Origin of the sequence: Serratia sp. BW106, from assembly GCF_002607755.1 — a bacterium.
In the GTDB taxonomy this organism is placed as follows: domain Bacteria; phylum Pseudomonadota; class Gammaproteobacteria; order Enterobacterales; family Enterobacteriaceae; genus Serratia; species Serratia proteamaculans.
Genome location: NZ_MCGS01000042.1, coordinates 14,739 through 27,424 on the forward strand (window position 1 = coordinate 14,739; position 12,686 = coordinate 27,424).

Here is a 12,686-nt window from a genome sequence, read left to right on the forward strand (position 1 = left end):
ATTACTCCTCCGCAATAAAGGTGATTTGGATTTGATTGTCGATCACCCGGGTGGCATAGGTTTGCAGATCGCGACCGCCTGGCTCACGCAGGCACTGGCCGGTACGTACGTCGAACAATGCTTCGTGCAACGGACACTCGACCTTACCGTCATCAACAAACCCCTGGCTGAGCAAGGCATAGGCATGTGGGCAGACGTCTTCCAGCGCGTAATAGTTGCCGTCGATCAGATACACCCCGACTTCTTTCCCTTCCACGTTGGCGGAGAAAGGAAAATCTTCTTTCACCTGAGACACTTCACACACTTTCTTCCAGCTCATTGCTTCTGTCCTCTATCTGATTGTTTCATATATGAAACTCAGTTTCTTATTTAATACAGCCACTATAAGTATGGCGAAACTTTCGTCAAGAGAGCAAAGCGGCAATTGTTAATGGAAAGTTGTTTAAACATGACAAATGCGGGGAGGATCACGAAAAAATGCACCGAGATGAAAAACCTATGAAAGTTGTGCGTTGCATCACGAAATCATGGGTGAAAACACGTTGATCTGGCTGGCTTAATGAGAGTACAAGTTCCCTCTCACTGATTAAAACACCCTTTTAAATAACAATAAATTTACATTCAGCCCGCTCAATCCCGCTTTTCAGCTCTGTGAAATCAGCGGGTTAGTTTTCTGCTGCCTGAATTCTTTCATCGCCCGCTAAAGGAGCGCACATGGAGCCCATGGTGCAACAACGTCAACGCTGGTCCGGGGTCGTGGCCCTGCTGTTTCTGATCGTCATCGCCTATGCCGATCGGGTCAATATCGCCGTGATGCTGGTCAACCCCGACTTTCTGCAGCACTTTCAGCTCGGCGACAGTCGTGCACATCAGGGCATGCTGATGACGGTGTTTTTGCTCGGTTACGGGCTTTCCGCCATGCTGCTAACGCCGTTCCTGGAAACCCTGATGGGGTATCGCCGCGCGCTGACGTTGAGTATTGTGCTGTGGGCGCTGCTCACCGCCGCCTCGCCGCTGGCCGGTTCGGTACTGCTGTTATTTGCGGTGCGCGCACTATTGGGTGTCAGTGAAGGGCCGTTATTCTCGCTGAAAACCATGTATATCGGCGATCACTTCGCCGCCGATGAGCGCGGCAAACCCAATGCGGTCAGCACCCTGGGCGTCTCGCTGGGGCTGGTGATTGGCTTTCCGCTGGTGAGTTTCCTGATGGCGCACTTCGGCTGGGCCATCTCCTTCTATCTGCTGGCGCTGATCAACCTGCTGCTGGGGCTGGCATTGGTACGGCTGTTTATCCATCCCGCCACCCAGCCTTCGCGCACCGTCGATCCACGGCCGATAATGAGCCGCGTCTGGCAAACCTTCGCGCTGGCCTGGCGTACCCCGATGCTCGGCTGGATCATGCTGATCGAGATCGCCACCCTCAGCTACCTGTGGGGATCCAGCTCCTGGTTGCCGGCCTACCTGACCGACGAGAAAGGTTTTTCTATCAAACAGATGGGCTGGATGGCCTCGCTGCCGTTTATTGTCAGCATCGGCTCAAAATACCTTGGCGGCGTACTGCTCGATCGCATTCGCCCTTATCAGGCACCGCTGATTTTCGCCTTTGGTGGTGCGGCCACGGCACTGTGCATCTATGGCGTGATGCACAGCCATCAGCTCGGCTGGATTGCCTTTTTCCTGCTGGCGGCCAATGCCTGTTGGGGCGCTCAGGGTGCCGCGATCCCTACCCTGCTGCAGCATTATGCGCCGCCGCAGGCCGTCGGCAGCGCCTATGGGCTGATTAACGGTGTCGGCAATATGTTCTCGGCGTTTGTGCCGATGATCATGGGCATGGTGATGGCCAGCCAGGGCAAGGTGTCTTCGGGATTTACGGTGCTGATCGTGTCGCAGGGCGTGACACTGTTGGCGGGTGCCGTACTGTTCAGCCGGATGCTGATGACGCGTGAGGCAAAGCGGGCATAAAACAAGAGGGGCGCATAATGCGCCCCAACTCATATTCATGTTACTGCGGCTTAGCGCCCTTTCTTCTTACGGCCCGGCTGGGCAAAGCGCTTGCGTGCAGCCGAGTTACCGCTGGGCTTTTCGGCGCTTTTCGGTGCGCTGGCGGCAGGCTTTTTCACTGCAGGTTTGGCTTTCTTGGTCGGTTTGGCTTCTGAAGATGAACCCTCGATCAATTTGAACAGTTCGACCAACTCATCGTCGGTTAAATCGCGCCATTCTCCCGGCGGCAACCCGGCCATGCCCACATTCATAATGCGGGTACGCTCCAGTTTGGTCACCTCATAGCCGAAATGCTCACACATACGGCGGATCTGACGGTTAAGCCCCTGTACCAGCACGATGCGAAACACAAAGGGCGCTTCTTTCTTCACCTTGCACTTTTTGGTCACCGTACCCAGCATCGGCACACCGGCACCGAGGCCACGGATGAAATCGTCGGTCACCGGCTTGTTGACCGTGACCAGATATTCTTTCTCGTGGTCGTTACCCGCCCGCAGGATTTTATTCACCAGATCGCCGTGGTTGGTGAGGAAAATCAGGCCCTGTGAGTCTTTATCCAACCGTCCGATCGGGAAGATACGGGTACTGTGGTTAACGAAATCGACAATGTTGTCTTTCTCGCCTTCTTCCGTGGTGCTGACGATACCGACGGGCTTGTTCAAGGCAATAAAGATCAGGTTGTCTTCGTTGCGCGGTTCAATCAACTGACCGTTGACCTTGACGACGTCGCCTGGAAACACCTGATCGCCAAGCGTCACGCGCTTGCCATTGATAAAAACATTGCCTTGTTCGATATAACGATCGGCATCACGGCGCGAGCAGATACCGCTCTCGCTTATATATTTGTTAAGACGTGTTGAAGGTTTGGTCAGCATATTTTCTCCATACCCGTCGTCTTTCAAGCCACAGCGTTGTTACCTGCACTCACCCACCCCAGTCACTTACAAAAGTAAGCTCCTGGGGATGAGCGAGCTGGGTGCCTAGCTGTGACTTGAAATTCATAGGGTATATAGATACCGGTTATGTGTATTTCTCTATGGTACCGTGCTTACAGCCCATAACCGCCTGTTAATACTATTAGGAACTTATTTGGTTTTTTTTGCTGCCTGCAGATACAGCATTTCCAGGCCCAGGGTCGCCGCGGCCAGCGCGGTGATCTCGGACTGATCATAGGCCGGAGCCACTTCCACCACGTCCATGCCGACGATGTTCAGTGACTGCATGCCGCGTACCAGTTTCAGTGCACGATCGGAAGTCAGGCCGCCGATCACCGGTGTGCCGGTGCCCGGTGCGAATGCCGGATCCAGGCAGTCAATGTCGAAGGTCAGGTACACCGGCATATCGCCGACGATCTGTTTGATCTGGGTCAGCAGATCGTCCGCGCTACGATCGTTAACCTGCGCAGCGTCCAATACCGTGAAGCCGTTGTCATGATCGTATTCGGTACGAATGCCGATCTGCACCGAATGTTTTGGATCGATCAGGCCTTCGTTCGGCGCATGGAAGAACATGGTGCCGTGATCATATTGGCTGCCGTTAGCATAGGTGTCGGTATGGGCATCGAAGTGCACCAGCGCCATTTTACCGAAATGTTTGGCGTGTGCGCGCAGCAGCGGCAAGGTAACAAAGTGGTCACCGCCGAATGAGAGCATGCGCTTGCCGGCCGCCAGCAGTTTTTCTGCGTGCGCCTGCAGGTTGTCGCTCATGCTCTGAGCGTCGCCAAAGTTGAACACAATGTCACCGCAGTCGACCACATTCAGACGATCGCGCAGGTCAAAGTTCCACGGCCAGCGGTTGCCTTCCCAAGCCAGGTTGGTGGAAACCTGACGGATCGCCGCGGGGCCATGACGGCCACCGGCACGGCCGGAGGTTGCCATATCAAATGGAATGCCGGTGATGACCCACTCTGCATCGCTGTCGTAAGGCATAAAGTTCAGCGGAAAGCGCAGGAAACCAAAGGCATTGGACACTAAAGAATTATCGGGCTGGTGGCCTAAGGTACTCATAGTAAACCCTCATATTTCAACGTTTCGCCTGTTGAAAAATCACACAGGCGCTGGCAAAAAAAAATCCCTCCCGCGTCGTTAGCCCGACGAGAAAGGGATCCATTCGAAATCTGTTTAGTACTGCTGATACGGCAGATTATCGCCGCATTTCGTTCGCGCTTCAAGAGCGCGCATCATCATCCCGGCAGCTCGTCGTCACCCAGTATAGACCCTGCATCCTTCAGCTATGTGATCGTTGCCGTTTGTCCACGCTTTGAAGCTGATATCTATTAAGCATCCGATGATTATTTTTGTGACTTTGATCCCTTTATCTTGAACTGAAAATATATAATTTAATAAATTCAGGCCATGCTATTAATGACACGTGGTTTTAGTATCAATGAAGAAATAGAATTTAAAAAAATTCAAATCAGACAGGTTAATAGTATACGTAACAATTAATTTTTACATATAAAAATAAAATAGAGAGAGATAAGTAAATCCGATGTTTAACATCATGCCGACACGTTACAAACGAACAATTAAAAACAAAAAACTTCATATAACACTAGAGGTTATGACTTTTCTATTAAGTATTCCGCTAGGCTATCTTTGTTCTCAAATTGATTCACTGAATGATATTTCCCTGGAAATCATTCTCATCTATGTCCCTGTGTCTATGATCACAGTGGATTATCTTTATCAACGTCTTGAAAGGAAATAAGCGTTATGAGAGAGCTAACAACAAAGGAAATACTCACCATTTCTGGTGGGAATGCAGATTCTGGCTATGAGGGCCGAGGATGTGCTTCGCAGGTAACCAGCGATGCCAGTAGAGGCGCCATGGCAGGGGGATATGCAAGCGCAATAGTAGGAGGACTAAGAGGATTGCCTGGTGGACCAACAGGGATTGCAGTTGGTGCTATTTCAGGTTTCGCATATGGTTCTATTCGTGGTGCTGCTAGCGAAGCTATTCGCTCATACTCTCGTAACTGTGGAGATAATAAAAATAGAAATGACCCATTAGGTGGAAACTCTAGTCGTAACAGTGTTAATGGTCAGTGTCGTTGGTAGTCTCTATAAGGCCGGGTACTTCCCGGCCTTAATGGGGATGTGTTCATGAAAAAATTTCTTAAAATTTTTGCGCTCTTTTTTATCTGCTATTTGATTGCTTACCTCTTTCAAGGAATAACCATTACCGGCCCTACCGTTTTCAAATCTATAGGCTACGCTGTGCTGATTGCTTTGGCATACTTATTTGTCACCAGTGCATGGTGGAAAAAAAACGTGTTAAAATTAAAAAGTGACGACTAGGTTATAGAATAACATCCCGCCCCCCAACAGGATCAGCCGAAAGTGTAGGCATAGGCCAACAACAGCATAGTAAAGTCGTATAACGCTACTACTGTTTCACCAATACCGGCTGCTGGCTGTAACGCGCCGGGAATAAATGCTCGAGCTGTTTTATTTTCGGTTGGTCGTTAATCATGATGTACATGGAATCAGGGTGGTCGGTCAAAAAGTTCTGATGATAACTCTCTGCCGGGTAAAAATGCCCGTTGCCTTCGACGCGAGTCACCAGCGGCTGAGCATAACTGTGGCTGGCCTGTAACTGGGCAATGTAGGCATTGGCGATCCGTTGTTGTGAGTCACTCTGCGGGAAAATCGCCGAACGATACTGCGTGCCACTATCCGGTCCTTGTCGATTAAGCTCGGTAGGATTATGAGCCACCGAGAAAAAGATCTGCAACAAGCTGCCATAAGAAACCTGAGTCGGATCAAAAGTCACTTTCACCGATTCTGCATGGCCAGTATCACCCCCGCTAACCTGTTGGTAATCGGCGGTTTGCGCTGCACCACCGGTGTAACCTGAAACCGCGTTGGTCACGCCTTTCACATGCTGAAAGACCCCCTGCACACCCCAGAAACACCCGCCGGCAAAAATAGCGGTCTCACTGTGCGACGTCACTGCCGGTTCATCAACCGCAGGTGCCGGGATCACCACCGCGGTTTCCGCACCGCCAAATGACCATGCGCTCCCCTGCCAGAGCCCCACACCGACCAGCGCGACCACACCAGAGAAAGCATAAGACCGCAACCCCTTACCGAGCCTGTTTGAAAGTTTCATCATATTCCCCACGGGATTAACCGAAAGTGAAGGCGTAAGCAGCGACGCCCGCCTGTTCGAATTCAATGCTGAAGGTGTGTTCACCCGCACCATCGGTTTGTCGGATCAGTTGATAAAGGCGTTGATCGGTGACCACGCCACGCCCATCCGGCGCGACATCAGCGCCATGCATTTCGCCAGGCGCCTGGCCATCCAACGTCACTTTGAAAACCACCGGCTTACCCGCCGCTGTCGGGCCTAATACCAAATGCAAATCGCGGGCATGGAAGCGGTAGACGATGCGCCCTTTAGGGGCATTGAGCGTCACGTTTTCGCCACCGACGGTCCAGTTCCCCGCCAGCCCCCAATCATTGAGCGGTAAACTTGCAGGCACGCCGTAGCGGGCGACCATGTCCTGGGTAGCCTCACCGGAGGCAAAGTTTTGCGCCCGCGCATAGCCCAGATAGGTCTCTGGCGAAATGCCAGCCTGATTACCGGCCGCCTGCTCAACGCCCTGCCCGGCGACCTGGCTGACGGCGGTGCTGATATTTTTAGCCCCGGCCTGACGCAGCAACGCCTGGATCACCCGCTCAGACTGCGCATAATCACCTTCGCCAAAATGCTGGTAACGGATATGCCCGTTGGCATCTATAAAATAGTGGGCAGGCCAATACTGATTGTTGAAAGCACGCCAGATGCTGTAGTTGTTATCGATGGCAATCGGGTAATCGATCCCCAGCTTTTTAGCCTCTTTGGTGACGTTGCCAATGTCTCTCTCAAAGGCAAACTCCGGAGCATGCACGCTGATCACCACCAGCCCCTGATCGCGGTATTTCTCTGCCCAGGCCTTCACATAAGGCAAAGTACGCAGGCAGTTGATGCAGGAATAGGTCCAGAAATCCACCAGCACCACTTTGCCGCGCAGAGACTCAGCGGTCAGCGGCGGAGAGTTCAGCCATTGCACCGCCCCTGACAACGCCGGCATTTCGCCAAAATCTTCCAGAACCGGCGTTGAATCGACTGCCGTTTGCACTGGCAGACGCGCTGGTGCAGCCGCTGGGGTGAACGTCTGCAACAAACGTTGTTCAATCCCGCCGGTGGAGGCCGCTGAAATGCGTGCCAGCACGCTGGTATCCAGACCGAGAGCAATCGCCACCACCCCAACCAGCATCGCACCGCCCAAACCGCGACGGATCCATTCACCGGCACCCAGCGAACGTTTCATGGCGCTGAAGACCTTGCCGCCGATCAATAACGCCAAGGCCAGTGAGGTCGCCGCCCCGGCGGCATAGGCTAACAAAAGGAAAGTTGAACCGACATTCGCCCCCTGCAGCGCGGCACCGGTCAGCACCAGACCGAGGATCGGCCCGGCGCAAGGTGCCCAAAGCAGCCCGGTAGCGACCCCCAGCAACAGCGAGGGGCCAACCTGGTGCTGCTTGTTTGCGGCAATTTTGTCAGACAGGCGATTGCCGGCCGAGACCAGTGGGTGCATCACACGTTCGGCAACCGCCGGGAACAGCAGTGTGACGCCAAATACCGCCATCAGCACCAATGCCAGCCAACGACCGTATTGATTGGCAGCGACCACCCAACCACCACCAACGGCGGCCAGCGTGGCGAACAGCGCAAAGGTCAACGCCATGCCCACCAGCAAGGGCAAACCGGAGCGTAAGAAAGGACGATCGGCACGCGAAAAAATAAACGGCAGCACCGGCAGAATACACGGACTGGCGATGGTCAGAATGCCGCCGAGATAAGCCAGTATCAGGATCAACATATCGCTCTCCCCATTAGGCTTTTTGCACTGCAAACTGCAGCGCCAGCCCGTTCATGCAGTAACGCAATCCGGTAGGTTGCGGACCGTCATCAAACACGTGCCCCAGATGCCCGCCACAGCGGCGACAGTGCACCTCATCGCGCACCATGCCAAATGTTCGGTCCTGCCGCTGTGCGACAGCCTGTTCAAGCGGCTGGTAGAAGCTTGGCCAACCGGTGTGGCTGTCAAATTTGGTATGAGAGGAAAACAGCGGTAGCTGGCAACCCGCGCAGGAAAACAGGCCGTCGCGATGTTCATCATTCAGCGGGCTGCTATAGGGAGCTTCTGTGCCCTGCTCCCGCAAAATATGATACTGCGCGACGCTCAGTCGCTGATGCCACTGTTGATCAGTGTAGCTGACTTCAAATTGCCCAGAGGCCGCCGCACGGGCCGCCTTTCTCGGCAAGAGTCCTAATGCGAGGGCTACGGACAGGCCGCCGCCAGCCAGAATAAATCGCCGTCTGTTGATCATCATCGTCACCCCGGAAACCAATCCAACCGATAGTGACAAGCTACAGAGAAAACCCTGTCCGAATCCTCACGGAGAGTTAACAAATTTGTGATAACTGATAGGGGGAAGAAAGGTATTGAGGGAATTGCGGGGAAAAACCATTAAAAAAGGCCGGACATCAGAGAGATGCCCGGCCTTTCAGAACTACTTATTCATCTTCTAAATAAGTATAGCCGTACAAACCGGCTTCAAACTCTTCCAGGAACTGCGCCTGCAGTTCACTGTCCAGATCGGTTTCTTTCACCTGATCGCGGAATTTAGCCAGCAGCGCGGTAGGATCCAGCTGCACGTATTCCAGCATGTCGGCAACGGTGTCGCCTTCATCAGACAGTTCGCTTTCTACCGTGCCATCAGGGAACACAAACACGTCAACCGAGGCGGTATCACCGAACAGGTTGTGCATGTTGCCCAGGATTTCCTGATAGGCACCTACCATAAAGAAGCCCAGCGCCGGCGGGTTTTCCGGATCGTACGGCGGCATTGGCATGGTGGTCGCTACGCCGTCACCGTCGATGTAGTGATCGATAGTGCCATCGGAGTCACAGGTGATGTCCAGCAGCACCGCGCGGCCTTCCGGCGGCTTATCCAGCCCTTCCAGCGGCAATACAGGGAACAGTTGATCAATACCCCAGGCATCCGGCATCGACTGGAACAGCGAGAAGTTGACGTAGAACTTGTCCGCCATACGCTCTTGCAGTTCGTCAATGATCGGACGGTGTGCACGGTTGCTCGGATCCAGCTGCTGTTGGATCTTGTTGCAGATGTTCAGGTACAGCTGCTCGGCCCAGGCGCGCTGGGTCAGATCCAGCATGCCGTGAGCGTACTGGGTGTGAACGTCGTGCAGGTCCATCTGGCTGTCGTGCAGCCATTCGCGCAGTGAACGGCGGTTCTCCGGCTCGTTCAATTCCTGCCAGGTTTCCCACATGCTTTCCAACGCGCGCGGCGCGTCTTCTGCCGGAGGTAATGGTTCACTGAATTCGTTGCGCTCAACGCCGATCACGTTGGACACCAGCACCGTATGGTGTGCGGTAACCGCACGGCCGGATTCGGTGATCACCGTCGGGTGCGGCAGACCGTGCTCATTACAAGCGTCGCCGATACCCCAAATCACGTTGTTGGCGTATTCATTCAGGCCATAGTTCACCGAACAGTCGGACTGCGAACGGGTACCTTCATAATCCACGCCCAGACCGCCGCCCACGTCGAAGCACTGGATGTTAACGCCCAGCTTGTGCAGTTCAACGTAGAAACGTGCAGATTCGCGCACACCGGTGGCGATATCGCGAATGTTGGCCAGTTGCGAGCCAAGGTGGAAGTGCAGCAGTTGCAGGCTGTCGAGACGACCCGCTTCACGCAGGGTTTCCACCAGCTTCAGCACCTGAATGGCTGCCAGACCGAACTTGGACTTTTCGCCGCCGCTCGACTGCCATTTACCGGAACCTTGTGACGCCAGACGCGCACGCACACCGAGGCGCGGGACCACGTTCAGACGTTCGGCCTCTTCCAGCACCATGTTGATCTCGGACATCTTCTCGATCACCAGGTACACCTTGTGCCCCAGCTTTTCGCCGATCAACGCCAGGCGGATGTATTCACGGTCTTTATAGCCGTTACACACGATCACCGAGCGGGTCATACCGGCATGCGCCAGTACCGCCATCAGTTCGGCTTTGGAGCCGGCTTCCAGCCCCAGCGGTTCGCCGGAGTTGACCAGCGATTCGATCACGCGACGATGCTGGTTTACTTTGATTGGGTAAACCAGGAAATAGCCGCCTTCGTAGCCGAACGACTCACGCGCGCGTTTGAACGCGGCATTGATCGAACGCAGGCGATGCTGCAGGATCTGCGGGAAGCAGAACAGTGCCGGTAAACGCAGACCGTCTTTTTGGCGTTGCTTCACCAAATCAGCCAGATCGACACGTGCCTGCGGGACGTCCGGATCCGGGCACACGCTGATGTGGCCCAGTTCATTGACGTCATAATAATTGTTGCCCCAGTAGGCGACGTTATAAGTGCGCAGCATCTTGCTGGCATCACGGTCATTCATGGCAACCTCCTGCATGGAGCGCAAAGATTTAGATTCGCCCGTTGCTGACGGACGGTGAATCAAAAGATCATCAGACATTACTCGCCTCACATCCCGTACTGACGATACAGTCAGCCACTATCGCAGCTACAACCCGCGAGAACAACCCAACAAACCGCCCTTGCGGCAGCGAATAAAACTGCCGTTCGCGGTCAGCGATCGGTTTATTACTCATATAATTGTAAGACACCCTGTTCAAACCTCGTGAATCGGGTCAAGAAACATCCCACAGGAAGGCTGCAGGCTACCCTTGTTCAGTTCTTCAGACGACCGTTAACCGGCCCGAGGATCCTGAGTAGCGCCCAGGTGTTTATCACACCTGAAAGGTGGTGTAGAGACAAGACGGGAGATAGCAGAAGAATATGCGCCAGAACGGCACTGCTGTTGAGAACCAACAACCGGTAGACAACGGATCATTAATCCAACCACCTCCACGCACGCCGTCCTCAATGAACGACTGAGCCTCTATTAATAGTGTAAGAACGTGACCGTTCTATGAAGCGGCGACGCCAAAGGTCGGCGTCTGCGGCTGAGTATTCGGTCTCTCACGGGGGAGTCACAGAAATTTACAACTTCTTGCCCCACGCTGTGCACCAAATGAGCCGCGCGCGCAGTTTATACCGATAACACGGGGAAAATGCAAAATGAAAATTTGCCGGAAACTGTTTCAAGCGATGAAAATGGCGTCGGCGGCTTTGCGCAAAAGAGCGAAATGGCAAAAAAATACTGGCAATCCGGCTAAGGCCTGACCTAAAATAGACGTCCAGATGTTAATCCATCTATACTGATTAACAGAGAAACTGCTTAACGGCTTTGCCTGAGGGGCGTTGCAGGATGCATCTCGCGCCATCAGCGGAAGACCCTTCGCTTTGATGCCGGATCTCCAGCGCTGTGCAGTAATTTCTAACCCGTCTTATGCAAGGTACAGAATACAATGGCTAAACACCTTTTCACGTCCGAGTCCGTCTCCGAAGGACATCCTGACAAAATCGCCGACCAGATCTCCGATGCCGTTCTCGACGCCATCCTGGAACAGGATCCTAAAGCACGCGTAGCTTGTGAAACCTACGTGAAAACCGGCATGGTACTGGTCGGCGGTGAAATCACCACCAGCGCCTGGGTAGATATCGAAGAGATCACCCGTAAAACCGTGCGCGAAATCGGTTATGTGCACTCGGATATGGGGTTTGACGCCAACTCTTGTGCCGTACTGAGCGCCATCGGTAAGCAATCCCCGGATATCAATCAGGGTGTTGACCGTACCGATCCGCTGGAACAGGGTGCCGGCGACCAGGGCCTGATGTTTGGCTATGCCACCAACGAAACCGAAGTGCTGATGCCTGCACCGGTGACCTACGCCCACCGTCTGGTACAGCGCCAAGCCGAAGTGCGTAAGAACGGCACTCTGCCGTGGTTGCGTCCGGATGCGAAAAGCCAGGTCACTTTCCAGTATGACGACGGCAAAATCGTCGGTATTGACGCAGTGGTACTCTCTACCCAGCACTCCGAAGATATCTCGCTGAAAGACCTGCAAGAAGCGGTGATGGAAGAGATCATCAAGCCGGTTCTGCCTACCGAATGGCTGAGCGCCAGCACCAAATACCACATCAACCCAACCGGCCGTTTCGTTATCGGTGGCCCAATGGGCGACTGCGGTCTGACCGGGCGTAAAATCATCGTTGATACCTACGGCGGCATGGCTCGTCACGGTGGCGGTGCATTCTCCGGTAAGGATCCGTCCAAGGTTGACCGTTCAGCAGCCTACGCAGCACGCTATGTAGCGAAAAACATCGTTGCTGCCGGTCTGGCTGACCGCTGTGAGATCCAGGTTTCCTACGCTATCGGCGTGGCAGAACCGACGTCTATCATGGTAGAAACCTTCGGTACCGAGAAAATCCCTACCGAACAGCTGACGCTGCTGGTGCGCGAGTTCTTCGATCTGCGCCCATACGGCCTGATCCAGATGATGGACCTGCTGCAGCCTATCTACCGCGAAACTGCCGCCTACGGCCACTTCGGCCGTGAGCACTTCCCTTGGGAAGCGACCGACAAAGCAGCCCTGCTGCGCGATGCTGCCGGCCTGAAATAAGCCCGTGTATCGAATGTGAAAACGGCGAGCCTGGTGCTCGCCGTTTTTGTTTTTATGGGATGTTTAAACGTTGTAAATCCTGTCTGGCACT

At 54.0% G+C, this 12,686-nt stretch carries 11 protein-coding genes; 3 read left to right on the forward strand and 8 right to left on the reverse strand.

The window, feature by feature from the left end; translation table 11 throughout:
* Position 1: 1 nt before the first annotated feature.
* Positions 2-319, reverse strand: coding sequence for a non-heme iron oxygenase ferredoxin subunit (locus tag BEI65_RS23135; RefSeq protein ID WP_012146671.1), 318 nt, complete (start codon positions 317-319; stop codon positions 2-4).
* Positions 320-714: 395 nt separating this feature from the next.
* Here BEI65_RS23135 and BEI65_RS23140 point away from each other — a divergent pair, with 395 nt between their 5' ends.
* A complete protein-coding gene (locus BEI65_RS23140) occupies positions 715-1,962 on the forward strand; it encodes an MFS transporter (RefSeq protein ID WP_099065262.1) in 1,248 nt (415 codons plus the stop codon).
* Between the two features lie 50 nt (positions 1,963-2,012).
* Here the strand turns inward: BEI65_RS23140 and rluF are convergent, their stop codons facing one another.
* Positions 2,013-2,876 (reverse strand): 23S rRNA pseudouridine(2604) synthase RluF, encoded by an 864-nt coding sequence (rluF, locus tag BEI65_RS23145; RefSeq protein WP_099065263.1) that lies wholly within the window; start codon positions 2,874-2,876, stop codon positions 2,013-2,015.
* A 210-nt stretch (positions 2,877-3,086) separates the two neighbouring features.
* Positions 3,087-4,007 (reverse strand): agmatinase, encoded by a 921-nt coding sequence (speB, locus tag BEI65_RS23150; protein ID WP_099065264.1) that lies wholly within the window; start codon positions 4,005-4,007, stop codon positions 3,087-3,089.
* A 1,098-nt stretch (positions 4,008-5,105) separates the two neighbouring features.
* Here speB and BEI65_RS23160 point away from each other — a divergent pair.
* Positions 5,106-5,300 (forward strand): hypothetical protein, encoded by a 195-nt coding sequence (locus tag BEI65_RS23160; RefSeq protein ID WP_099065266.1) that lies wholly within the window; start codon positions 5,106-5,108, stop codon positions 5,298-5,300.
* An 88-nt stretch (positions 5,301-5,388) separates the two neighbouring features.
* On the opposite strand, the gene msrA is transcribed toward BEI65_RS23160, so the two are convergent.
* The 5 genes from msrA to BEI65_RS27430 form a co-directional block, all read right to left on the reverse strand.
* Entirely contained in the window at positions 5,389-6,114 is a 726-nt protein-coding gene (gene msrA / locus BEI65_RS23165; RefSeq protein WP_099065267.1) for a peptide-methionine (S)-S-oxide reductase MsrA, read from the reverse strand.
* A gap of 16 nt (positions 6,115-6,130) precedes the next feature.
* Positions 6,131-7,870: a cytochrome c biogenesis protein DipZ gene (locus tag BEI65_RS23170; protein ID WP_099065268.1), complete on the reverse strand. Its 1,740-nt coding sequence runs from the start codon at positions 7,868-7,870 to the stop codon at positions 6,131-6,133.
* Between the two features lie 13 nt (positions 7,871-7,883).
* Positions 7,884-8,381: a peptide-methionine (R)-S-oxide reductase MsrB gene (gene msrB, locus BEI65_RS23175; RefSeq protein ID WP_099065291.1), complete on the reverse strand. Its 498-nt coding sequence runs from the start codon at positions 8,379-8,381 to the stop codon at positions 7,884-7,886.
* Positions 8,382-8,568: 187 nt separating this feature from the next.
* On the reverse strand, positions 8,569-10,545 hold the full coding sequence (speA, locus tag BEI65_RS23180; RefSeq protein WP_099065269.1) for a biosynthetic arginine decarboxylase: 1,977 nt from the start codon (positions 10,543-10,545) through the stop codon (positions 8,569-8,571).
* A complete protein-coding gene (locus BEI65_RS27430; protein ID WP_112347340.1) occupies positions 10,538-10,681 on the reverse strand; it encodes a virulence promoting factor in 144 nt (47 codons plus the stop codon). The genes speA and BEI65_RS27430 overlap by 8 nt, the downstream gene beginning before the upstream one ends.
* Before the next feature lie 759 nt (positions 10,682-11,440).
* Between BEI65_RS27430 and metK the strand changes: the two genes are divergently transcribed.
* Positions 11,441-12,595: a methionine adenosyltransferase gene (metK, locus tag BEI65_RS23190; RefSeq protein WP_085119028.1), complete on the forward strand. Its 1,155-nt coding sequence runs from the start codon at positions 11,441-11,443 to the stop codon at positions 12,593-12,595.
* The last annotated feature ends 91 nt before the right edge of the window (positions 12,596-12,686 follow it).